Source organism: Streptomyces sp. NPDC059248 (assembly GCF_042753905.1).
In the GTDB taxonomy this organism is placed as follows: Bacteria; Actinomycetota; Actinomycetes; order Streptomycetales; family Streptomycetaceae; genus Streptomyces.
On record NZ_JBHYZV010000050.1, the window covers coordinates 26,515 to 48,083 of the forward strand.

Genomic DNA, 21,569 nt, shown 5'->3' on the forward strand with positions numbered 1-21,569 from the left:
GCCCGGTCGTACGGACAGCACGGCACGAGTACGGGGTGAACAGGGCGTGACCGAAGGCCGATGGCACAGGGCGAGCGGCACCCTGCTGAGGGTGATCATGGTGTGGGCTGTCTCCACCCTCACCATGCTGGCGCTGGCCGGTGCCCTGCCCGACTTCCGGCTCCAGGCCCCCGACGGCGACAGCCTCACCAGGACCGCGCTCACCGCCGCCTGGGGCGCGGGCGCCTTCGGACTGCTGTCGGCGCTGGTGTGGCCGCTGGTCGTCCGGGCGCTGCTGCTCGTGCCGACACTCGTGCTGGGGCTGCTGGTCTTCTTCCTCAACGGATCGGTGCTGCTGGTCGCGCTGCGGCTGATCCCCGACGGCCGGGGCGATGTGGGTCTGGAGACCGCCGTCGTGGTGGCCGCGGTGATGTCCGCGGTGGCCTCGGCGACCTCCACGGCCCTCGCCGTCCGCGACGACAACGCCTACCGGCGGCGGCTGTCCCGGCTCGCGACCCGCCGCCGACGGCGCCAGGGCGGCGAGTGCGACGACTGCCACGGCATGGTCTTCCTCCAGCTGGACGGCGTCGGCCACGAGGTGCTGCTGCGCGCGGCCAAGGACGGACTGATGCCGACCGTGGCGGGCTGGCTCGACTCCGGCCACCGGCTCACGCCGTGGCGCACCGACTGGTCCAGCCAGACCGGCGCGAGCCAACTGGGCATCCTCCACGGCACCACCTTCGACGTCCCCGCCTTCCGTTGGTACGAGAAGGACACCGGCCGGATGATGGTCAGCAACCGCCCCGCCAGCGCCGTGGAGCTCCAGCGCCGGGCGATCGAGCGGACCGGGGACGGCGGGCTGCTCACCCTCGACGGCGCCAGCCGGGGCAATCTGTTCAGCGGCGGCGCCGACCAGGTGGCCCTGGTGCTCACGGTCGTCGCCCGGCGCGGCCGGGCCAACCGCTCCCGCGCGGGGTACTTCGCCTACTTCTCCGACCCGGCGAACGCCGTCCGCACCGCGGGATCCTTCGTCGCCGAGGTGGGCCGGGAGATCGTCCAGTCCATCCGGGCCCGGCTGCGCGACGACGGCCCCCGGGTGAAGCGGGGCGGGCTGTATCCGCTGATCCGGGCCTTCGCGACGGTCGTCGAGCGGGATGTCGTGGTCGCCGCCGTCATGGGGGACATGCTCGCGGGGCGGACCGCGGTCTACGCCGATCTCGTGGCGTACGACGAGGTGGCGCACCACTCGGGGCCGCACAGCCGGGACGCGGCCCGGGTGCTGGAGCGGCTCGACAGGTCCCTCGCCCTGATCGCCAAGGTCGCCGAGCACACACCCCGCCCGTATCACATCACGCTCCTCTCCGACCACGGCCAGAGCCCCGGCGAGACCTTCGAGGGGGCTTACGGGCTGACGTTGAAGGATCTCGTCCGGGCCGGGTGCGGACTGCCCGTGTCACGGCGGGCGGAGCGTTCCAGAAGCGGTGCGGAGGCGAGGGAGGCCGCGCGGGTGGCGCTGCGGACGGCGCTCCACCGGGAGCCGGCGGACGGCGGCGACGGTGACGAGCGGCCGCCCGGGTCCGGCTCGGAGCCGATGGTGCTTGCGTCGGGGAATCTCGCGTTGGTCTCCTTCTGCGACACGCCCGAGCGGCTGAGCAAGGAGCGGATCGACGCCCGCCACCCGGCGCTGCTGAGCACCCTGGCCAACCATCCCGGTATCGGCTTTCTGCTGGTGCGGAGCGAGCGGCACGGCTCGGTGGTCCTCGGACCCGGCGGGGCGGAGGTGCCGGTCGCCGAGCTGACCGACGACCGCGGTCCGCTGGCCGCCTTCGGCCGGGGCGCCGCCGATGCCGTACGGCGCACGGACACGTTCCCGCATGTCGCCGACATCATGATCAATTCGATGTACGACCCCGAGACCGGCCGGGTCCACGCCTTCGAGGCGCAGATCGGCTCGCACGGCGGTCTGGGCGGTGAGCAGTCGCAGCCGTTCCTGCTCTCCTCCGCCGAACTCTCGCCGCCGGTCGCCGACGGTACCGAACTGGTCGGGGCCGAGCAGGTGCATACGGTGCTGCGCCGATGGCTGCGGGAGTGCGCGGGCCCGCAGATACCGCTCGACGAGCCGGAGCCGGAGCCGGAGCCGGAGCCCGGTTCCGGGCCCGAGCCCGGTTCCGATTCCGGGTCCGGGTCCGAGGCGGCCGGATCGGAGTCCGGGGGTGAGCCGGAGCCGGAGTCCGGGCCCCGGTCGGAGTCCGGGTCGGAGTCGGGGCCGGGGTCCGCGGCTGCGGCCGGCGGCGGGGTGTCCGGCGGTGGGTCCGGAGCGGCGGGCGGCGTGTCGTCGTAGCGACGGGGACGCGGTACGACACGCCGGGGCCCGGTGGGGCCGGCGGGGCGCGGCATCGGGGTGGTGACGGTGCGTTTCCCACGGGGGAATCGGGCTAACGAGCGTCCCCCGGGAGAGGGGTTGCCGCCGGGGGACTGCCGTGTCGGGGCCGATAGCGGGGACTGGACGCATGTCCAGGAGGTCGCGCCCCATGAAGAAGCCCCCGGTCGTCCCGCCACGCCGCGCGGTCCGTGTCGTCGCGTGGCGCGGCGCGCTGACCGCGGCGGTCGCGCTGCTCGCGCTGCTGGGGATGTCCGTGGTGGCGGGGGCGCAGACGACGGAAGCCGCCGAGGCACGGATCCCGGTCTCGGCCTCCGGTGACGGCGCGGGCTCGTCGGCGCAGACGGAGGAGGCCGTGGGGGCCGCGGCTCCGGGCTCACGCGCCCGGTCCGCCCGGGGCGCGCGGAGCCAGGGCGTCCGGCCGGGCGCGGCAGGCCCGCGCAAGGGTTGCCCGCGGGTGCTGCCGCCGGTGTCCCCGTCGTCCGCCGGCCGGCGTGTGGTGCTGCGCTGCTGACGGCGCCGTGCGGCCGGGCGGGAACGTCGCCCGGACCGTCTCAGCCGACCGTCGGCCGTTCTCCGCCGTCCGGTGACGAGAACGGCGTTCCCCTCCCACACCCGAGGTGTATCGCCATGCCCATCGACCCTTTCGCCGCCCTGAACGCCATGCTGCGCGCCGAGGTCACCCGTGCCGCCGAGGACCGGGACGACCGGCGGCGGCAGCGGACCGCCGCCGACGGCCGTGAGCCGAAGGAGCCCGCGTCCCGGGCCGAACCGGCCCCGCTGCTGACCCGCGGCGCCCCCGACGACGGCGCGGCCTGACCCGCCGGGGTCGGCCGGTCCCACGCCGGCCGACCAGCCGGCCGATCAGTCGGACCGGGACCCGTGACCGGGAGGCCGCCGGACGGGCGGGTCACGAGGTGAAGGCGGCGAGCCGCGCCGCCAGCTTCTCCTTCGACTGGAACGTTGCGCCCAGCAGCGTCGTGTGCTTCCAGTGGAGCGTCCCGTCGGGGGCGACGACGAAGACCGCGCGGCGCAGACCGATCCCGGGGGCGGCCACCCCGTATGCCCGTGCCACGGCCCGGTCCGTGTCGGCCAGGAGCGGCAACCGCAGCCCGTGCTTGCGGGCGAACGCCTCATGACTGTCCACGCCCTGGGGGCTGATGCCCCACACCTCGGCCCCGCAGTCGGTGAAGGCCTCCAGACCGCTGGAGTAGGAGCACAGCTGCTTGGTGCAGACCGGTGTGTCGTCCCCCGGGTAGAACGCCAGCACCAGGGGGCGCCCGGGACCGCCGTTCAGTGTGTAGTCGGCGCGGTGGAACTCCCCGTCGGCCAGCACCCCTCCCGGGAGGGTGAAGCCGGGGACCGGACGGCCGTGTTCGAGGGCTGACATGAGTGGTCTCCTTCAGGAGGGGCGGGTCGGGCGGAGGGGTGACGCGTCGCGCGAGCGGCGCGTACCGACGATACGTACCCCCACGCCGAACCGAACGGCCGCGGTGGAATCCGGCCCCGCGCATTACCTGGCGCGTAATCGACCCGCCCCCGCCCCTACCGGCAGTCTTCAGTCACCGGAACCCGGGCGGCGCACTCCGCCCGGGCTCCGGTCCCCGACCACTGGCCCGATGGCCGACCGCCGCCCGATGGAGGCTGAACCCCATGACCGCAACCGCCCTGCTCTCCGGTCTCGCCCGCACCGACGACACCACCGAGATCCTGCGCCGCTTCCTCGCCCTCGACGCCGTCGTCACCGGCGTCAACGGACTGGTCTACGTGGCCGCTTCCGGGCCCGTGGGACGGCTCCTCGGGGTCGACAGCGGGGTCCTGTTCGGGCTGGGTGTCTTCCTCGTGGCCTTCGGGATCGGCGTCGGACTCGTCGGCTCCCGGCCCGAGCCCTCCCCGGCCGCGGTGAAGGTGATCGTCGACGCCAACGCCGTCTGGGCCCTGCTGAGCGTCCTGTCGGTGTTCCTCTGGTTGGACGACGTCACCACCGCGGGCGCCGTATGGATCCCCATGCAGGCCCTGACGGTCGGCGGGTTCGCCGTCCTCCAGTGGTCGGCGCTGCGGACCGCCCCCGGCGCCCGCTGACGAGCGGGCCGGGGCACCGGCCGGTGGCTCCGGCGGAACCGAAGGGCCCGGTGGAACTCCCCGCGCGGAGTTCCACCGGGCCCTTCGGCGCGATGCCCCGAGCGATACCTTGCGCGATGCCTTGAGCGGTGCCCCGAGCGGTGCCTTCAGACGAAGGAGCGCAGGTAGGCGACCGTTTCCGGGTCGGCCGGGAGGAACGTCTCGATGGCCAGCTCGGAGACCGTCACGTCCATGGGCGTGTTGAAGGTGGAGATCGACGAGATCAGCGACAGCACCCGCCCGTCGTGCTCCAGCACCATCGGCAGCGCCAGATAGGGGTACGCCGACGACTCCCCGTCCCCCGCACAGCCCTCGGCGGCCTCGGGCACCGGATACGCCGACACCTCCTCGTACAGCTCCCGCAGCGCGTCCGAGCGGACCAGCGCGAGCTGGCGGTCCATCTGATGGAGCAGATGGTGCCGCCACTCCGGCAGATTGCGGATCCGCGGCGCCAGCCCCTCCGGGTGGAGGGTGATGCGCATCCCGTTGAGCGGCGGCGTCAGCAGATGCGGGGCGACGCCCTCCAGCAGCCGGGTCATGCCCAGGTTGGCCGCGACGACGTTGTAGAGCCCGTCCACGACGACCGCCGGGTAGGGGTCGTAGCCGTGCAGCAGTTGCTGCATTCCCTCCAGCAGCGCCTCCATCGACGGATCGTCGAGGGACGTCTCGGGGAAGCGGGGGGCGTAACCGCCCGCCAGGAGCAGCGCGTTCTGCTCCCGTACGGGGACGTCCAGCTGATCCGCCAGCCGGAGGATCATGTCTTCACTCGGGCGCGACCGCCCGGTCTCGATGAAACTGATGTGGCGTGCCGACGAGTCGGCGCGCAGGGCCAGATCGAGCTGGCTCACTCCGCGGCGCTCCCGCCATCCCCGGAGCAGGGGGCCGACACCGGTGGCGGTCACAAGAGTTGTCATACCTCAGACCGTAATACGCCAGGTGGGTGACGTGCTCGCGGGATCTGGCCGCGATCGGTCCCGGACCCGGCGCAACACCTCCGCCGGGCCCTTCGGTCAAGGACGGTGCTGCCCCAGGGACGTCTGGATCCGCCGGGCCAGCGCGCTGCGCGGCGCCGACCGGCGCGGGGCGTCCAGCCAGCCGCGCAGATGGGAGCCGAGTTCCAGGCCGAAGGTCTCGGCCTCCGTCTCCTGCCGCTGCCGGAAGTCGGTCCGGGCGGCCAGGCTCTGTACGGCGCCCGCGCCCCCCGGCCCGACCTGCGCCGCGGCCCCACCCGACCCGACCTGCGCCGCCGATCCGCCCGATCCGCCCGGTGCGGCGGATTCGGCGGGTTCGGCCGGAGCCGCGCGGCCGGGGTCCGCCGGGAGTCGTCCGCCGTGCCCGGCCATCATGTGCCACACCTCGTGCCCGAAGATCACCAGCTGGTGGAAGGGATGGGTGTTCGACTGGACACAGATGACGTCCCGGTCCGTCATATCGAGATAGAGCCCGCTCGCCGTCCCCGGCGGGAACTCCACCAGCCGCAGCACCACCGGCCGCCCCCGCCGCTCGGTCAGCCGCTCGCACAAGGTCGCGAACACTTCCTGGTGGCCCTCGGGCCGGGCCAGTTCGAGCGCGTTCCGCAGATCGTCGCGCAGCTCGCGCATCGCACTCCGGGTGCTCTTGCCGCCCACTCGGCTCCTTCCTGCCCGGCGACCGCCGCCGAACCCGCCGCCTGCCGCCGGGTCCGCCGCGACCGGCCGCCGCGGGTACGCGACCACACGGTACCCACGGTTTCGCACACACGTACCCGATCCCCGGGGGGTTCCAAGTTTTTTGGACAAGGTTCTTGCACAATCTCCCAGCTCACGCCCGACGCGACGGTCGCGTGTCACCTGCCGTTTCCCCGTCGTTTCCCAGCCGGACACCTGCCGCGCGACAGCCGGCCGGCGGCCGTCCGGTATCCGGCGGGGCGGCCGTCCGGGCTGGTCACGCCCGCACGCGGCGCCCGGCACAGCGGGTGCGGCCCGGTCCGGCCGGGGGCACGATGGCGGCATGCTGCTGGCACGGCTCGCCGAGGTGTCCCGGGACGTGGCCGACGCCTCCGCGCGGTCCCGTAAGACCGAACTCCTCGCCGGGCTCTTCGCGGACACCGCGCCCGACGAGGCCGCCCGTGTCGTCTCCTATCTCTCCGGACGGCTGCCCCAAGGCCGGATCGGGATCGGCTGGAGCGCCCTGAAGGACCGCCCGCCGCCGGCCGCGGAACCCACCCTGACGGTCGCCGCCCTCGACGCCGCGCTGACCGGGATCGCCGCGGCGACCGGGCCCGGCTCCCGGGCCGTACGCGCCCGCGAACTGACCGGGCTGCTGGCCGCCGCGACCGCGCCCGAGCAGGAGTTCCTCACCCGGCTGCTGCTGGGGGAGGTACGGCAGGGCGCGCTCGACGCCGTCGCCTCGGAGGCCGTCGCGCGGGCCGGCGGGGCCGCGCCCGGGGCCGTACGCCGGGCCGTGATGCTGGACGGGTCGCTGCCGCGGGTCGCCGCCGCGCTCCTCGCCGACGGGCCCGCCGCACTCGGCCGGTTCCGGCTGCGCGTCGGCCGGCCCGTGCTACCGATGCTGGCGCATACCGCGGCCTCCGTCACCGAGGCCGTCACGACTCTCGGCACCGTCTGCGCGGTCGAGGAGAAACTTGACGGAATCCGGGTGCAGGTCCACCGCGAAGGATCCGCGGTACATGTCTTCACCCGGTCGCTCGACGACATCACGGACCGGCTGCCGGAAGTGGTCACGGCGGCCCTGGGCGCGGCCGGGGACGGGTTCGTCGTCGACGGCGAGGTCATCGCCCTGGACCCGGCGGGCCGCCCCGTCCCGTTCCAGCGGATCGCCGCCCGGGTCGGGTCCCGCGCCGATGTCGCGGCGGCCCGGGCCGCCCTGCCCCTGACCCCGGTCTTCTTCGACGTACTCGCCGCCGACGGCGAGGAGACCCTCGATCTGCCGGGCGCCGACCGCCGTACCGTACTCGCCGGGCTCTTCCCCGGGCCGTCGCTGGTCCGCCGGCTGGTCGTCACCGACCCGGCCGACCCCGCCGAACGGGCCGCCGCCGAGGACTTCCTCGCCGACGTCCTGGCCCGCGGCCACGAAGGGGTCCTGGTGAAGGCCGAGGACGCGCCCTACGCCGCGGGCCGCCGCGGCCGCTCCTGGCTCAAGGTGAAACCCGTCCACACCCTCGATCTGGTGGTGCTCGCCGCCGAACGGGGCCACGGCCGCCGTACCGGTCTGCTCTCCAACCTCCACCTCGGCGCCCGGGGCGCCGACGGCTCCTTCGTGATGCTCGGGAAGACCTTCAAGGGCCTCACGGACGAGATGCTGCGATGGCAGACCGGGCGACTGGGCGAGTTGGCGGTCTCCGACGACGGGTTCACCGTACGGGTCAGGCCCGAGCTGGTCGTCGAGATCGCGTACGACGGCGTCCAGCGCTCGTCCCGCTACCCGGCGGGCGTCACCCTGCGGTTCGCCCGGGTGGTGCGCCACCGCCCCGACAAGACGGCCGCCGACGCCGACACCGTCGAACGGGTCCTCGGCACCCCCGGGACCGGCGGGCCACCGGCGCCGGACGGGCCGGGCGGTTGATACTGCGCCGGTACGGGGAAGCATCCCCGCCGCGGCCCGTAGGCCCGTACACCCGTATCCCGTACGTCGCGGGCCCGCGCCCGCGCCCCGCATACCGCGGGCCGCGGCCCGCCGCCGACGAGAGGAACCCGCCGTGCCCGCAGAACCCCTCACCGACCGGGAGATCGAGGACCGGCTGCGCGACCTGACCGGCTGGTCCGTCGCCGACGGCCGCCTCACCCGGCGCTACCGGCTCGCCTCCCACTTCGCGGCGGCCGCCTTCACCCTCCATGTCGCCCGCGTCCAGGACGAGCTGAACCACCACTCCGATCTGACCCTGGGATACGACACGGTGACCGTCGCCGTCAGCACCCATGACGCGGGCGGCGCCGTGACCGGCAAGGACTTCGACCTCGCCCGCCGGATCCACGACGCGGCGCCCGCCCACGGAGCGGACTGAGGGACCGCTCCGGCGCACCGTCAGTTCCCGCCGCCCCACTCCCGGTCGGCGAACTCGGCGAAGTCGCGCGGCTCCCGGCCGATGACCTCCCGCACCCCGTCCGTCGTGCTCGCGTTGTGCCCGTCCAGCAGCATCACGAAGAGGTCGGCGACCCAGGCCGCGTCCGCCTCCGGGAGCCCCGCCTGCCGGAGCGCGTCCCGGTACGCCTCGCCCGGCACCGGGACATAGACGACCCCGCGCCCCGACGCCCGGGAGATCTCCGCCGCCACCTCCGCGAAGGTCAGCAGCCGCGGCCCGGTGACCTCGTACGTCCGACCGCTGTGCCGGTCCTCGACGAGGGCCGCCACCAGCACGTCCGCCAGGTCCTCGGCGTCGATGAACGGCTCGGCGGTCTCCCCGGCCGGGAAGACGATCTCGCCCCGGTCGAGCCCCTCCGCCATCGGGCCCTCACTGAAGTTCTGCGCGAAGAACGACGCCCGCACCACCGTGAGCGGTACGCCCGACTCGCGCAGCGCCTTCTCCGACGCCACCGCGTCCGGCTCGCCCCGTCCCGAGAGGAGCACCAGACGGCGCACCCCGGCGTCGGCGGCCGCCCGGCCGAAGGCCCGCAGCGCCTCGGGCGCGCCGGGCGCCGCCAGGTCGGGGAAGTAGTTGACGTAGGCCAGGTCGGCGCCCTTGAGCGCCGGGGCCCAGGTCGCCGGGGCCGTCCAGTCGAAGACGGTGTCCCCGGTACGGGACCCGGCCCGGACGGTCAGGCCCGCCGCCGTCAGCCGTGCCGCGACCCGGTGCCCGGTCTTCCCGGTCGCCGCCGTCACCAGGACCGTCGCGGGCGTGTTCTGCGTGTTCTGTGTCATGCCCCCAGCCTGGCGGTCGCGGGCCCGGCCCTCCATGCGTCAGGGACTCAGCGGCATACGCGTTCGTCTCAGCCTCCTCCCCGGTGCGCGGCTCCCGTCCCGCCGTGTTCCGGCCGCGGTGGCTCTACCCTGAACGGATGGACGTACTCGCCGGACTGCTGGACGGCCCCCGGGCCAGGGGCGCCTTCCTGCTGCGGATGGTGATGGAGCCGCCGTGGTCGGTACGGGTCGAGGACCGGGCGCCGCTGACCCTGATGTGCGCCACGGAGGGCGCGGCCTGGATCGTTCCCGACGAGGGCGAGCCGGTGCTGCTGCGCCCCGGCGACGCGGCCATCGTCCGCGGCCCCGCCCCGTACACCGTCGCCGACCACCCCGACACCCCGCCGGGCGCCCTGATCGGCCCCGGCGGCGCCTGCCGCTCGCCGTGGGGCGAGCCCCTCCACGAGACCCTGGCGATGGGCGTGCGGACCTGGGGCAACGACCCCGGCGGCCGGGATGTGATGCAGATCGGGACCTACCCCATGGCGGGCGAGGTCGACGCGCGGCTGCTCGCCGCCCTGCCGCCGCTCGCGCATCTCACGGCCGACGAGTGGACCTGCCCCCTCCTCCCACTGCTGGAGGACGAGATCGGCAAGGACCAGCCGGGGCAGAGCGTGATGCTGGACCGGATGCTCGATCTGCTGCTGGTGGTGGCGCTGCGCTCCTGGTTCTCCCGGCCCGAGGCGCACGCCCCGGCCTGGTACCGGGCCATGGGCGACCCCGTCACCGGGCAGGCCCTGCGGCTGATGCGGGACGACCCGGCCCATCCGTGGACGGTGGCGTCGCTCGCCGCCAAGTGCGGGGTGTCCCGCGCGGGCCTCGCCCGCCGCTTCCACGAACTGGTGGGAGAGCCCCCGATGGCCTATCTGACCCGGCTGCGCCTCGATCTCGCGGCCGATCTGCTGCGGCAGTCGGACGCGACCGTCGACGCGATCGCCCGGAAGGTCGGCTACAGCGGCTCCTTCGCCCTGAGCGCGGCCTTCAAACGGGTCCGCGGCATCAGCCCCCAGGAGTACCGGAACAGCGGCCTTCCGGCCCATGCCGGTGCGGTGTCCGGCTGAACCGGGGTTTGCCGAAGTCGCAACAAAGTTCGCCGGAACGGCGACGGCGGGTCACTCTGTCCGCATGAGCCGAAACGATCACCAGGGCCCGGCCCGCCACGGGCACCACCACGACAGCACCCGGATCGACTGGAACGTCATGACGCCGCTGCTGGAGCAGGGCGCCGAGCTGAACGGACCCCTGTACCGCGAGGCCGCCGGCTGGCTCGCGGGGCAGATCCCGGCGGGCGCGGTCCGCCGGGTACTGGACGTCGGCAGCGGACCCGGCGTCCTGACCGCCCTGCTCGCCGAGGTCTTCCCGTACGCCGAGGTCGTCGCCGTCGACGCCACGCCCGAGCTGCTGGACCGGGCCGCCGAACGGGCCGTCCGGACCGGCTACGGCGACCGCTTCCGGGCCGTACACGCCGAACTCCCCGACGGTCTCGGCGCCCTGGGCACGGCCGATGTGATCTGGGCCGGCGACTCCCTCCACCACATCGGCGACCAGCGCGCGGCCCTGGCGGGACTGGCCGGACTGCTGCGGCCCGGCGGGCTGCTCGCCGTCGTCGAGGGCGGACTGCAGCCCCGTCATCTGCCGCGGGACATCGGCATCGGACGGCCCGGTATCGAAGCCCGGATCGACGGCGCGCACAGCCTCTGGTTCGCCGAGATGCGGGCGGCCCTGCCCGGCGTCAAGGACGAGCCGGAGGACTGGCGGGCGATGCTGGCGGGCGTGGGCCTGACCGCGGGCGGGACCAAGTCCTTCCTGCTCGACCTGCCCGCGCCGCTGCCCGAGACGGCGCGGGAGCACGTGGCCCAGGCCCTGGCCCGGCGGCGCGAGTCGGCCGAGCCGTATCTGGACGAGGACGACCTCAAGGTGATCGACCGGCTGCTGGACCCGGACGACCCGCAGGGGCTCGCGACCCGGCCCGATGTCTTCCTGCTGGCCGCGCGGACGGTCCACACCGGCCGCCGCGGCTGACGCAGCGCCCGCCGACGGGGGAGCCGCGTCACACGGGGTCGAGCCGCCACTGCTGGTGCGCCCCGTCGGTGTCCTCCCACTGCTGGACCCGGGCCCCCGGCTCCCCGCTGCCGTCGGCGACCTCCAGCAGCAGCCCGCTGACGAAGCTGACGACCGCGTACGTCCCGGGCGCCTCCACCAGGGATTCGATGACCCATTCCTGGGCGCCGAAGTTGTTCGGGCGCCACTGCTGGATCCGGGCACCGTTCTCGGTGGAGGCGTCGGCGACGTCGAGGCGTTTGCCGCTCGCGGCGTTCACGAAGTGGTGGAGACCGTTGCCGTTCGGCACCGGTTCGACCAGCCACTGCTGGACCGGCTCCCCGGTCTCCACCGCCTGCTGGACGACCGCGCCGCTCCCCTTGACCCCGCCGTACACCTCCAGGACGAGCCCGCTGCCGACATTGCGCAGCAGATATCTGCCCGGTGTGAAAGCCCCGCTCAACGTCCCGTACCCCTCGTTCGTGATCCGATGACCGATCGTACGAGAAGCCGGGCGCGCCGTGCCGCCCGCGCCCGGGCGGAGTTGTCCCTTCAGCCGAAGGCCGCCGGGTCGGGGCCCAGGCGCCGTCCCTCGTCCAGCGCCGCGAAGGCCGCCAGGTCGTCGTCGTCGAGTTCGAAGCCGAAGACGTCGATGTTCTCCCGGATCCGGGACGGCGTCACCGACTTCGGGATGACCACATTCCCCGTCTGGAGGTGCCACCGGAGCACCACCTGTGCCGGGGTGCGGTCGTGCTTGCGCGCCACCGTGGCCACGGCGGGCACCGTCAGCAGCCCCTTGCCCTGGCCCAGCGGGGACCAGGCCTCGGTGACCACACCGTGCCGCTGGTGCGCGGCCCGCGACGCGGCCTGCTGGAACTGGGGGTGCAGCTCGATCTGGTTGACCGCCGGGACCACCGAGCTCTCCCCGACCAGCCGGTCCAGATGCTCGGGCAGGAAGTTCGACACGCCGATCGCACGGGCCCGGCCCTCGGCGAGGATCTTCTCGAAGGCGCGCCAGGTCTCCACGTACCGGTCCCGCTGCGGTACCGGCCAGTGGATGAGATACAGGTCGACGTAGTCGGTGCCGAGGCGGGCCAGGGACGCGTCGAAGGCGCGCAGCGCGGCGTCGTACCCCTGGTCGGAGTTCCAGAGCTTGGTGGTGACGAACAGCTCGCCGCGGGGCACCCCGGAGGCCGCGATGGCCTGTCCGGTGCCCGTCTCGTTCTCGTACACGGCGGCCGTGTCGATACTGCGGTACCCGGCCTCGATGGCCGTACCGACCGCCCGTACCGCCTCGTCGTCGGGGACCTGCCAGACACCGAACCCGAGCCGGGGCATCTCGACGCCGTTGTTCAGGGTGATGGTGGGGACCTTGCTCACGTGGGACGCGTCCTTGTCTGCTCGGGGGATCCGCCGGGGGCGCCGGGCCGTCACCCGGGGGCGTATCCCCTCATGGAACGGGATCGGCCCCGGGTCGGCATGTCCGGCGCCCGCCGGAACGCCCCCGACCCTCCCACGGGACGGGCGGCGGCCCGGCGGCGGGGCCGCCCGCTCCCCGTCCCGTATCGCGGCCCCCGCCCGCGCCGCCGGTCAGGTGAGCGCGGGCATGATCCGGTCGTGGATCAGCCGCAGCTGCTCCCGCGCCCCCGGCACTTCCGGCAGATCCCGGTCGGCGAACGCCTTCACCAGCGTCCGGTCCGTCACCCCGCAGATCAGATGGTTGACCCCGGCCGCCGCGATCTCGTCGCGGATCTTCGCCGCGCACTCCTCGGGCGTCCCCGACACCGAGAGCCGCTCGGTCACCTCCGGTGACGTCAGCTCGATACCGCGGGCCAGGTCCCCGGCCCTGATCGCGTCCACCACCGGCTTCAGCTCCGCCGGGTCCACCCCGTTGCGCCGGAGCTGTTCGTCGGACATCGCCGACGCGTAGATCCCCACCATGCTGCGCGCCGCCTCCCGGGCCGTGGCGGAATCCTCCGCCGTGGCGAAGACCACCCAGGCGCCGATGTCCAGGGATGCCACGTCCCGGCCCGCCCGTTCGGCACCGATCCGCAGATGCTCCACCATGTAGGCGTACGCCTCCCGGGTGTAGCTCAGCGCGTGGTGGCAGCCGTCGGAGAGCTCCCCGGCGGCCTCGAAGGTACGCGGCCCCCGCATCCCGCCGAGTTTCAGCGGTACCCGCTCCTGCACCGGCCGGGCGAAGGTGAACAGACCGTCGTAGGAGTAGAACTCGCCGTCGAAGGTGATGGTCCCCTCGTCCAGCAGGGTCCGCACCACATGCAGGGCCTCCTTGGTCCGCGACAGCGGCTTCATCCCGGCCGGATCGATCCGGTACTGCTCCAGCAGCCCGGTGTTCCCGCTCGACAGCACCGCCTCGGCCCGCCCGCCCGACACCTCGTCGAGCGTGGCCAGCGCCTGCGCCACATGGGTCGGCTCCCGCAGCAGCATCGGCGAGACGCTGGGCCCGAGCCGGATCGACCGGGTCCGGCCCGCGGCCGCCGCGAACAGCACCCACAGGTCCTTGTGCCAGGTCTCGTCGGCCGCGTAGCAGGCGTAGAACCCCAGCTCGTCGGCGAGTTCGATGGTCTCGATGGCGTCCGCGACGGCATGGTCGGGGAGGAGCGCGTAGCTGAATTTCATGCGGGCATTGTGGGAGCGGTGACAGGGCCCCGCCATCGGACTCGTCGCTTTCCGGCCGGTTCTCGCCGTTCCTCCCGTTCCTTCCGTCCCTTGCGCCCCACCCGTCTGCCGCCGTGATGGTGCCGTCGCCCGCGAGGACCAAAGGCCGCGGCCCGGTATCCGCCGGCGCGGGGCGCTCGGGCACACTGGCCGGTGTGGTGAGAATCGTGACGTGGAACGTGTGGTGGCGCTTCGAGGATCCGCTACGGCGCCGGGATGCCGTGCTCGCCGTGCTGCGGGAGCTGGAGCCCGATGTGGTCACCCTCCAGGAGGCGTGGTCCGACGGCGGCGGCGACTGTCTCGCCGGGTGGCTCGGCGCCGAACTGGGGTTGCGGGCCGAGTTCGCGCCGTACGGCGAGCCGGACCGCTGGCACGGGCGCGCCCCCGCCGAGCGGGCGTACGACGTCGGACTCGCCGTCCTGAGCCGTTGGCCCGTACGCCACCGGGAGGTGGCGCCCCTGCCCGCCCCGGGCAGTACGGACGACGGGCGGATCGCCCTGCACACCCTGATCGGGACACCCACCGGCGACCTGCCCCTGTTCACCACGCATCTCAACTCCTCGCCCCATGAGTCGGCCGTACGGTGCGCCCAGGTCAGGGCCCTCGGCGAACTGGTCGTACGGCGCGGCGCGGGACATGCCTTCCCGCCGGTCGTGACCGGCGACTTCAACGCCCTGCCCGACGCGGACGAGATGCGGCTCCTGGGCGGTATCCGGACCGCGCCCGCCGCCGGACGGCTGCTGCTCCTCGACGCCTGGGAGCACTACGCCGACCCGGCGGCACCCGACGCCACCTGGGACGCCGCCAATCCGTACGTCGCCCGGGGCTTTCCGCTCAGCGCCCGGATCGACTACGTGCTCGTCGGCCCGCCGGGACCCGGCCGCCCCGGCCGGGTGCGGACCGTACGGCGGGCCGGTGACGGGCCCGTGGACGGGGTCTGGCCCTCCGACCACGCCGCCGTCGTCGCCGATCTGCACCCGGACGCCGTACGGCCGTGACACCCCGCCGACGAGCGGCGGGTACGGCTCCCCGGTACGCCGGGGAGCCCCGTCCCCGGTAGAGCCCTGTCACCGGTAGAGCGCGTCGACCTCCGCCGCGTACGCCTCCTCTATCGCGTGCCGACGCAGCTTCAGGGACGGGGTGAGCAGCCCCTGCTCCTCCGAGAAGGGGTAGGCCAGGATCCGGAACGTCCGGATCGACTCGGCCTGGGACACCAGCGTGTTGGCCGTCACCACGGCCCGCCTGATCTCCTTCTCCAGCTCCGGGTCGCGGACGAGGTCGGCCGGTGACAGCGGTGGCTGACGGCGCATCGCCAGCCAGTGGTCCACGGCCTCCTGGTCCACGGTGATCAGCGCCGCCACGAACGGCCGGTCGTCGCCCACCACCAGACACTGCGACACCAGCGGATGGCTCCTGACCCGTTCCTCCAGCGCCAGCGGCGACACGCTCTTGCCGCCCGAGGTGACCAGGACCTCCTTCTTCCGGCCGCTGATCGTCAGATAGCCGTCGTCGTCGAGCGACCCGAGGTCGCCGGTCGCCAGCCAGCCGTCGTGCAGCACCTCGTCCGTCGCGGCCGGATCGGAGTGGTACCCGGCGAAGACGTGCGGGCCGCGCAGCCAGATCTCGCCGTCCTCCGCGATATGGACGGTCGTCCCCGGCACGGGCCGCCCGACCGTGCCGTACTTGATCCGCCCCGGCGGGTTGCCGGTCGCCGCGCCCGTGGTCTCGGTGAGTCCGTACCCCTCCAGGATCGTGATGCCCGCGCCCTCGAAGAAGAGCCCCAGCCGCCGGTCCATCGCCGAACCCCCGGACATGGCGTGCCGCACCCGGCCCCCGAACGCCTCCCGCAGCTTGGCGTAGACCGACCGGTCCAGCATCTGGTGCTGTACCCGCAGCGCCGCCGACGGGCCGGGCCCGAGGCCGAAGGCCCGCTGTTCGAGACACTCCGCGTACCGTACGGCCACCTCCACGGCCCGGTCGAAGGCGGCCAGCCTGCCCTCGCGCTCCGCCCGGCGCCGGGCCGAGGCGAAGACCTTCTCGAAGACGTACGGCACGGCGAGGACGAACGTGGGCCGGAACCCCGCCAGATCCGTCAGCAGCGGCTCGCCGGTGACCGCGGGCTGGTGGGCCAGCCTGACCCCGTGGCGTACCGCCGCGACCTGCACGATCCGGCCGTAGACATGCGCCAGCGGCAGAAACAGCAGGGTCGACGGCGCATCGCCGCCCTTGCCGCGGAACGCGGGCGCCCAGTGGAGGGCCAGCGTGTCGCACTCGAACATGAGATGGGCATGGGTGATCACACAGCCCCGGGGCCGGCCGACCGTGCCCGAGGTGTAGACGACGGTCGCCGTGGAGTCCGGGGTCACCGCCCGCCGGTGCCGGTGCACCACCTCGTCCGCGATCCGCTCCCCGGCGGCGGTCAGATCGTCGACCACGCCCGCGTCCAGCTGCCAGAGCCGTTTCAGCAGCGGCAGCCGCGCGATCACCGACCCTATGGTCATCGCGTGGTCCTCGTGCTCCACGAGGGCGGCGGAGACCTCGGCGTCCTGCAGTATCCAGAAGACCTGCTCACGGGAGGACGTCGGATAGATCGGGACGGACTGGGCGCCGACGGTCCACAGCGCGAAGTCGAAGAGGGTCCACTCGTAGCGCGTACGGCACATCAGCGCGACCCGGTCGCCGAACCGCACACCGTCGGCTATCAGGCCCTTCGCGAGGGCGAGCACCTCGTCGCGGAAGCGCTCCGCTGTCACCTCCTCCCAGGATCCCGTCGCGTCCTTGCGGCAGAGGGCGACCCGCTCGGGAACCCGGTCGGCGCGGTCGAACACCGCGTCGGCCAGTCCACCGATCAGCGGGGGCGCGTCGAGCGGGGGGACAGTGAACTCGCGCAATGGCTGCTCCTTGTGGCGCTCCGCACAGCGCCGCGACCGTACCCCACGGATCAGCCCCTGGCGACGGCCTTGCAGAACTTTGAACCAATGGCGTCGGCGCAGGTCAGGCCGGGGAAGGCGGGGAATACGGAGGGCATGGGCGGCATTCGCCCCGCTCGGCGGCCCGCGTGGGACGAAATCTCCACGGAATCCGACCCGTCGGGACACTCCCGCTTTGCCGAGCTTTACCTCCCGTTGGGGCGCACAGCGGGATATACGGGGGCGCGCGTTCCCGCTCGTACGCCCTGGTGGTGTGCGGCGCGGATCGGGGCGCACACCACCCGATCCAGGGCAGGTCCGGGTCAGGTTCCGGATCAGTCCTCCGCGCCGTCGACGGCGATCCGCTCCGTCCCCGTGTAGATGTTCATCCGCTCGCCGCGCAGAAAGCCCACCAGTGTCAGCCCGGACTCCGCCGCCAGGTCCACCGCGAGCGACGACGGCGCGGATACCGCCGCCAGCGCCGGGATCCCGGCCATCACCGCCTTCTGGACCAGCTCGAACGAGGCCCGCCCCGACACCAGGAGGATCGTGCGGGACAGCGGCAGGCCGTCGTTCCGCAGCGCCCGGCCGACCAGCTTGTCCACCGCGTTGTGCCGCCCCACGTCCTCCCGGACGTCCAGCAGCTCACCGGTCTCCGAGAACAGACCGGCCGCGTGCAGCCCGCCGGTGGCGTCGAAGACCCGCTGGGCGGCCCGCAGCCGGTCCGGCAGCCCCGCGAGCAGCGCCGGGGTGAGCCACCCCCGGGGCCCGTCGGCGATCGGGAACCTGGTCCTGGTCCGGACGGCGTCGAGACTCGCCTTGCCGCACAGACCGCACGACGACGTGGTGTACACATTGCGCCGCAGCTGGAAGTCGGGCAGCGGGACACCCGGCGCGAGCTTCACATCCACCACGTTGTAGGTGTTCACGCCCTCCGCCGTCGCCCCCGCGCAGTACAGGACCCGCGTCACGTCTCCCGCCGCCCCGATGACGCCCTCACTCACCAGGAAACCGGTGGCGAGGGCGAAGTCGTCGCCGGTGGGGGTGCGCATCGTGATCGCCAGCGGTTCGCCGTTCAGCCGGATCTCCAGCGGCTCCTCGGCGACCAAGGTGTCGGGCCGGGTGGACACGACACCGTCCCTGATCCGGAGGGTCCGGCGGCGCTCGGTGACCCGTCCCATGGGTGATCACTCCCGATGTCGTCGATACGAAGCGTTGCGCGGACCATTCTCCGGTACGCGCTCCGCGGCCCGCGCCGGGTGCCGTACCGTCTCCGATGGAGGCGCCCTCCGGCTCGTTCCGCCGCTCCTTTGGACCCCGAACGGACCCCGCACGGACCCCGAACGGACCCCGCACGCTGCGTACGCCGTATCGGCTCCTTCGGAAAGCTACAGAAAACCGGGGGCGAATCCTGTCGGATCACCCGCCGTCGTACCAGGTGGTAGCCCCGAAAACTGGGGGTTCGACCGCCGTGGAAAGGGACACCCGCCGATGACCGGATCGCGTATCGCGTCACTGGGGCATCACCAGCCCGCGTCCGTGCTCACCAACGAGGACCTCGCGGCCCTCGTGGACACCAGTGACGAGTGGATCCGCTCCCGGGTGGGCATCCGCACCCGGCACCGCGCGGGCGACGACGAGCCCGTGGACGACCTGGCGGCGGGGGCCGCGGCGAAGGCGCTGGCCGGGGCCGGGCTCGCCCCCGACGACGTGGACCTGGTCCTGGTGGCCACCTCCACCGCGATCGACCGCTCCCCGAACACGGCCGCCCGGGTCGCCGCCCGGCTCGGTATGAGCTCGCCCGCCGTGATGGACCTCAATGTCGTCTGTGCCGGGTTCACCCACGCCCTGGCCACCGCCGACCACGCGATCCGCGCCGGTTCCGCCCGGCGGGCGCTGGTGATCGGCGCCGACAAGATGACCGCGGTCACCGACTGGACCGACCGCACCACCTGCGTGCTGACCGGCGACGGCGCGGGCGCCGCCGTCCTGGAGGCGGTGGACGGCGACGGCGAGCCCGGTATCGGTCCCGTGCTGTGGGGATCGGTCCCCACGATGGGGAACGCCGTACGGATAGAAGGAACCCCGCCGCGGTTCGCCCAGGAGGGCCAGACGGTCTACCGCTGGGCCACCACGCAGCTGCCGCCGATCGCCCGGCAGGTCTGCGAGCGCGGCGGTGTCGACCCCGTCGATCTCGCGGCCGTCGTCCTCCACCAGGCCAATCTGCGGATCATCGAGCCGGTGGCCCGCCGGATCGGCGCGGTGAACGCGGTGGTCGCCCGCGATGTCGTGGACTCCGGCAACACCTCCGCCGCCTCGATCCCGATGGCGTTCTCCAAGCTCGTGGAGCGGGGCGAGATCACCACCGGTGACCCGGTGCTCCTCTTCGGCTTCGGCGGCAACCTCTCGTACGCGGGCCAGATCGTCCGCTGCCCCTGATCCTCCCCGCTCCCCGACTTCCGCTCCCCGACCCCGCCACTCGGGGTCCGGCCCGCGCGCGCCGGGCGATTCCGGCCCCGGCGGGGCCGTCGCCCGGCAGACTGGCCGCATGGTGATGCGGAGCGCCGGGCTGGTGCTGTACCGGGAACGGGACGGGCGGACCGAGGTCCTCATCGGTCATATGGGCGGGCCCCTCTGGGCGAACAAGGACGAACGGGCCTGGTCGTTCCCGAAGGGGCAGTACGGGGACGACGAGACGCCCAGGGCGGCGGCCCGGCGCGAGTTCGAGGAGGAGCTGGGGATCGCCCCGCCCGACGGCGGCTGGCGCGACCTGGGGGAGGCGCGCCAGCCCAACGGGAAGATCGTCACGCTCTGGGCGGTGGCGGGCGATCTCGATCCGGAGCTGATCGAGCCGGGCGGCTTCACCATGGAGTGGCCGCCGCACTCCGGCCGGATCCAGTTGTACGACGAGATCGACCGGGTGGCGTGGGTGGACCCGGCGAAGGCCCGCCGACTCCTGGTCGCGGGGCAGGTGGTCTTCCTCGACCGACTGGCCGCGCTGACGGGCGAGGCCGGCACCGCCTCCGCCCCCGATGTCCCCGACACTCCCGGTGCCGACAGCGACAGCGATGGCAAGGGCGAGCGCGACGACGAGGCCGGATCGGGCGGGCCGAGGTGAGGGGCGTACGGCCAGGAGGTGCGATCGTCCTTGCACGCCCCCGCCTTTGTCCCGTGCGTGGAGAAAGTTGCCATGGAACTCTGCTCAAGTTCTTCCCCCTTGGAGAAAGCGCTGCTACGTTCCCCTCGAAAGACGAAAGCCTGATCCATCAGGACCGAGGGGTCCCCACGCCGTCGGCCGGGGGAGGGGAGGGGCATTGAGACGCATGACCGCTCGACCCGCGAACGCGCACCAAGCACGGCTGCTCAGGCTGCTGCGCGACGAGGGGCCCAGCTCCCGGGCCCAGCTCGGCGATCTGGTGGACCTCTCCCGCTCCAAACTGGCCGTCGAGGTCGACCGGCTGCTGGAGACCGGTCTCGTCGTCGCGGACGGTCTGGCCGCCTCCCGCGGTGGGCGCCGCTCCCACAACATCCGGCTCGCCCCCGAACTCCGCTTCCTGGGTGTCGACATCGGCGCGACCTCGGTCGATGTCGCCGTCACCAACGCCGAACTGGAGGTACTGGGCCACCTCAACCACCCGATGGACGTCCGCGACGGCCCGGTCGCGGTCTTCGAGCAGGTCCTGGCGATGGCCGCCAAGCTGAAGGCCACCGGTCTCGCCGAGGGCTTCGACGGCGCGGGCATCGGGGTCCCCGGACCCGTCCGCTACCCCGAGGGCGTCCCGGTCGCGCCGCCCATCATGCCCGGCTGGGACGGTTTCCCGGTCCGGGAGGCGCTCAGCCAGGACCTGGGCTGTCCGGTCATGGTCGACAACGATGTGAACCTGATGGCCATGGGCGAACAGCACGCCGGAGTGGCCCGCTCCGTCGGGGACTTCCTCTGCGTCAAGATCGGTACGGGTATCGGCTGCGGCATCGTCGTCGGCGGCGAGGTCTACCGCGGGACCACCGGCAGCGCCGGGGACATCGGCCATATCCAGGTCGACCCCTACGGCCGGGCCTGCGCCTGCGGCAACAAAGGCTGTCTGGAGGCCCACTTCAGCGGTGCCGCGCTCGCCCGCGACGCCGAGGAGGCGGCCCGCGCCGGACGCTCACCCGAACTCGCCGAACGACTCGCCGCCTCGGGCCGGCTGACCGCCGTGGACGTGGCCGCCGCCGCGTCCGCCGGGGACACCGCCGCCCTGGAGCTGATCCGCGAGGGCGGCAACCGCGTCGGCCAGGTCATCGCGGGTCTCGTCAGCTTCTTCAACCCGGGTCTCGTGGTGATCGGCGGCGGGGTGACCGGTCTCGGTCACAATCTGCTCGCCGCCGTCAGGACCCAGGTCTACCGCCGGTCGCTCCCTCTGGCCACCGGCAACCTCCCCATCGTCCTGGGGGAGCTGGGCGCCGTCGCCGGAGTCATCGGCGCGGCCCGGCTCATCAGCGACCACCTGTTCTCGCCGGCCTGATCCCGGCGCCGTACGACCGGCACGACGGAACCACCCGTACGACCCCGCCCGCACCACCAC

Annotated in this window: 21 protein-coding genes; 12 read left to right on the top strand and 9 right to left on the bottom strand. The window is 73.5% G+C overall.

What is annotated here, in order from left to right:
- Nucleotides 1–97: 97 nt before the first annotated feature.
- From ACFXG1_RS21560 to ACFXG1_RS21570, 3 genes are all read left to right on the top strand, one after another.
- Entirely contained in the window at nt 98–2,320 is a 2,223-nt protein-coding gene (locus tag ACFXG1_RS21560) for a phage holin family protein (protein ID WP_384719155.1), read from the top strand.
- 190 nt (nt 2,321–2,510) lie between these two features.
- Nucleotides 2,511–2,873 carry a hypothetical protein gene (locus ACFXG1_RS21565; protein WP_384719149.1) on the top strand — a complete coding sequence of 121 codons (363 nt, stop codon included), beginning with the start codon at nt 2,511–2,513 and terminating at the stop codon, nt 2,871–2,873.
- 116 nt (nt 2,874–2,989) lie between these two features.
- Nucleotides 2,990–3,178, top strand: coding sequence for a hypothetical protein (locus tag ACFXG1_RS21570; RefSeq protein ID WP_384719151.1), 189 nt, complete (start codon nt 2,990–2,992; stop codon nt 3,176–3,178).
- Between the two features lie 91 nt (nt 3,179–3,269).
- Here ACFXG1_RS21570 and ACFXG1_RS21575 read toward each other — a convergent pair whose 3' ends face one another.
- Complete coding sequence (locus tag ACFXG1_RS21575) at nt 3,270–3,749, bottom strand: peroxiredoxin (RefSeq protein ID WP_384719153.1); 480 nt, start codon at nt 3,747–3,749, stop codon at nt 3,270–3,272.
- Nucleotides 3,750–4,012: 263 nt separating this feature from the next.
- On the opposite strand from ACFXG1_RS21575, the gene ACFXG1_RS21580 reads away from it, so the two are divergent.
- Complete coding sequence (locus tag ACFXG1_RS21580) at nt 4,013–4,441, top strand: hypothetical protein (RefSeq protein ID WP_384744138.1); 429 nt, start codon at nt 4,013–4,015, stop codon at nt 4,439–4,441.
- Between the two features lie 146 nt (nt 4,442–4,587).
- On the opposite strand, the gene ACFXG1_RS21585 is transcribed toward ACFXG1_RS21580, so the two are convergent.
- Together ACFXG1_RS21585 and ACFXG1_RS21590 are read right to left on the bottom strand one after the other, a co-directional pair.
- Entirely contained in the window at nt 4,588–5,394 is an 807-nt protein-coding gene (locus ACFXG1_RS21585) for a helix-turn-helix domain-containing protein (protein WP_384744140.1), read from the bottom strand.
- Between the two features lie 96 nt (nt 5,395–5,490).
- Nucleotides 5,491–6,108, bottom strand: a complete 618-nt coding sequence (locus tag ACFXG1_RS21590) for a hypothetical protein (RefSeq protein WP_384744142.1) — start codon at nt 6,106–6,108, stop codon at nt 5,491–5,493.
- 361 nt (nt 6,109–6,469) lie between these two features.
- On the opposite strand from ACFXG1_RS21590, the gene ACFXG1_RS21595 reads away from it, so the two are divergent.
- The gene (locus ACFXG1_RS21595) at nt 6,470–8,044 is read left to right on the top strand and encodes an ATP-dependent DNA ligase (RefSeq protein ID WP_384744144.1); all 1,575 of its coding nucleotides are present in this window, start codon (nt 6,470–6,472) and stop codon (nt 8,042–8,044) included.
- Between the two features lie 133 nt (nt 8,045–8,177).
- Nucleotides 8,178–8,483, top strand: a complete 306-nt coding sequence (locus ACFXG1_RS21600) for a 4a-hydroxytetrahydrobiopterin dehydratase (RefSeq protein ID WP_384721798.1) — start codon at nt 8,178–8,180, stop codon at nt 8,481–8,483.
- 20 nt (nt 8,484–8,503) lie between these two features.
- Here ACFXG1_RS21600 and ACFXG1_RS21605 read toward each other — a convergent pair whose 3' ends face one another.
- Nucleotides 8,504–9,337 (bottom strand): NmrA family NAD(P)-binding protein, encoded by an 834-nt coding sequence (locus ACFXG1_RS21605; RefSeq protein ID WP_384721795.1) that lies wholly within the window; start codon nt 9,335–9,337, stop codon nt 8,504–8,506.
- 137 nt (nt 9,338–9,474) lie between these two features.
- Here ACFXG1_RS21605 and ACFXG1_RS21610 point away from each other — a divergent pair, with 137 nt between their 5' ends.
- Together ACFXG1_RS21610 and ACFXG1_RS21615 are read left to right on the top strand one after the other, a co-directional pair.
- The gene (locus ACFXG1_RS21610) at nt 9,475–10,437 is read left to right on the top strand and encodes a cupin domain-containing protein (RefSeq protein WP_384744146.1); all 963 of its coding nucleotides are present in this window, start codon (nt 9,475–9,477) and stop codon (nt 10,435–10,437) included.
- Between the two features lie 64 nt (nt 10,438–10,501).
- A complete protein-coding gene (locus ACFXG1_RS21615; RefSeq protein WP_384723411.1) occupies nt 10,502–11,398 on the top strand; it encodes a class I SAM-dependent methyltransferase in 897 nt (298 codons plus the stop codon).
- Between the two features lie 28 nt (nt 11,399–11,426).
- Here the strand turns inward: ACFXG1_RS21615 and ACFXG1_RS21620 are convergent, their stop codons facing one another.
- The 3 genes from ACFXG1_RS21620 to ACFXG1_RS21630 all read right to left on the bottom strand — a co-directional run bounded on the left by ACFXG1_RS21620 (nt 11,427) and on the right by ACFXG1_RS21630 (nt 14,056).
- Nucleotides 11,427–11,879 carry an RICIN domain-containing protein gene (locus tag ACFXG1_RS21620; RefSeq protein WP_384723408.1) on the bottom strand — a complete coding sequence of 151 codons (453 nt, stop codon included), beginning with the start codon at nt 11,877–11,879 and terminating at the stop codon, nt 11,427–11,429.
- A gap of 89 nt (nt 11,880–11,968) precedes the next feature.
- Nucleotides 11,969–12,796 carry an aldo/keto reductase gene (locus ACFXG1_RS21625; RefSeq protein WP_384744148.1) on the bottom strand — a complete coding sequence of 276 codons (828 nt, stop codon included), beginning with the start codon at nt 12,794–12,796 and terminating at the stop codon, nt 11,969–11,971.
- A gap of 210 nt (nt 12,797–13,006) precedes the next feature.
- Complete coding sequence (locus tag ACFXG1_RS21630; protein ID WP_384744150.1) at nt 13,007–14,056, bottom strand: LLM class flavin-dependent oxidoreductase; 1,050 nt, start codon at nt 14,054–14,056, stop codon at nt 13,007–13,009.
- Nucleotides 14,057–14,253: 197 nt separating this feature from the next.
- On the opposite strand from ACFXG1_RS21630, the gene ACFXG1_RS21635 reads away from it, so the two are divergent.
- Entirely contained in the window at nt 14,254–15,093 is an 840-nt protein-coding gene (locus ACFXG1_RS21635; protein ID WP_384744167.1) for an endonuclease/exonuclease/phosphatase family protein, read from the top strand.
- A 69-nt stretch (nt 15,094–15,162) separates the two neighbouring features.
- Here ACFXG1_RS21635 and ACFXG1_RS21640 read toward each other — a convergent pair whose 3' ends face one another.
- Nucleotides 15,163–16,986, bottom strand: coding sequence for an AMP-dependent synthetase/ligase (locus ACFXG1_RS21640; RefSeq protein WP_384720474.1), 1,824 nt, complete (start codon nt 16,984–16,986; stop codon nt 15,163–15,165).
- 353 nt (nt 16,987–17,339) lie between these two features.
- On the bottom strand, nt 17,340–18,185 hold the full coding sequence (gene fdhD, locus ACFXG1_RS21645; RefSeq protein WP_384720477.1) for a formate dehydrogenase accessory sulfurtransferase FdhD: 846 nt from the start codon (nt 18,183–18,185) through the stop codon (nt 17,340–17,342).
- A gap of 310 nt (nt 18,186–18,495) precedes the next feature.
- Between fdhD and ACFXG1_RS21650 the strand changes: the two genes are divergently transcribed.
- The 3 genes from ACFXG1_RS21650 (at nt 18,496) to ACFXG1_RS21660 (ending at nt 21,509) form a co-directional block, all read left to right on the top strand.
- Entirely contained in the window at nt 18,496–19,443 is a 948-nt protein-coding gene (locus ACFXG1_RS21650) for a beta-ketoacyl-ACP synthase III (RefSeq protein WP_384744153.1), read from the top strand.
- Between the two features lie 109 nt (nt 19,444–19,552).
- The gene (locus ACFXG1_RS21655; protein ID WP_384744155.1) at nt 19,553–20,122 is read left to right on the top strand and encodes an NUDIX domain-containing protein; all 570 of its coding nucleotides are present in this window, start codon (nt 19,553–19,555) and stop codon (nt 20,120–20,122) included.
- Between the two features lie 205 nt (nt 20,123–20,327).
- On the top strand, nt 20,328–21,509 hold the full coding sequence (locus ACFXG1_RS21660; RefSeq protein ID WP_384717498.1) for an ROK family protein: 1,182 nt from the start codon (nt 20,328–20,330) through the stop codon (nt 21,507–21,509).
- The last annotated feature ends 60 nt before the right edge of the window (nt 21,510–21,569 follow it).

What these genes read in the sequence shown, in the direction of transcription:
- ACFXG1_RS21560 (WP_384719155.1), top strand. Translation starts at nt 98, where the DNA reads ATGGTGTGGGCTGTCTCCACCCTCACCATGCTGGCGCTGGCCGGTGCC.
- ACFXG1_RS21565 (WP_384719149.1), top strand. Translation starts at nt 2,511, where the DNA reads ATGAAGAAGCCCCCGGTCGTCCCGCCACGCCGCGCGGTCCGTGTCGTC.
- ACFXG1_RS21570 (WP_384719151.1), top strand. Translation starts at nt 2,990, where the DNA reads ATGCCCATCGACCCTTTCGCCGCCCTGAACGCCATGCTGCGCGCCGAG.
- ACFXG1_RS21575 (WP_384719153.1), bottom strand. Translation starts at nt 3,749, where the DNA reads ATGTCAGCCCTCGAACACGGCCGTCCGGTCCCCGGCTTCACCCTCCCG.
- ACFXG1_RS21580 (WP_384744138.1), top strand. Translation starts at nt 4,013, where the DNA reads ATGACCGCAACCGCCCTGCTCTCCGGTCTCGCCCGCACCGACGACACC.
- ACFXG1_RS21585 (WP_384744140.1), bottom strand. Translation starts at nt 5,394, where the DNA reads ATGACAACTCTTGTGACCGCCACCGGTGTCGGCCCCCTGCTCCGGGGA.
- ACFXG1_RS21595 (WP_384744144.1), top strand. Translation starts at nt 6,470, where the DNA reads ATGCTGCTGGCACGGCTCGCCGAGGTGTCCCGGGACGTGGCCGACGCC.
- ACFXG1_RS21605 (WP_384721795.1), bottom strand. Translation starts at nt 9,337, where the DNA reads ATGACACAGAACACGCAGAACACGCCCGCGACGGTCCTGGTGACGGCG.
- ACFXG1_RS21610 (WP_384744146.1), top strand. Translation starts at nt 9,475, where the DNA reads ATGGACGTACTCGCCGGACTGCTGGACGGCCCCCGGGCCAGGGGCGCC.
- ACFXG1_RS21615 (WP_384723411.1), top strand. Translation starts at nt 10,502, where the DNA reads ATGAGCCGAAACGATCACCAGGGCCCGGCCCGCCACGGGCACCACCAC.
- ACFXG1_RS21630 (WP_384744150.1), bottom strand. Translation starts at nt 14,056, where the DNA reads ATGAAATTCAGCTACGCGCTCCTCCCCGACCATGCCGTCGCGGACGCC.
- fdhD (WP_384720477.1), bottom strand. Translation starts at nt 18,185, where the DNA reads ATGGGACGGGTCACCGAGCGCCGCCGGACCCTCCGGATCAGGGACGGT.
- ACFXG1_RS21650 (WP_384744153.1), top strand. Translation starts at nt 18,496, where the DNA reads ATGACCGGATCGCGTATCGCGTCACTGGGGCATCACCAGCCCGCGTCC.
- ACFXG1_RS21655 (WP_384744155.1), top strand. Translation starts at nt 19,553, where the DNA reads ATGGTGATGCGGAGCGCCGGGCTGGTGCTGTACCGGGAACGGGACGGG.
- ACFXG1_RS21660 (WP_384717498.1), top strand. Translation starts at nt 20,328, where the DNA reads ATGACCGCTCGACCCGCGAACGCGCACCAAGCACGGCTGCTCAGGCTG.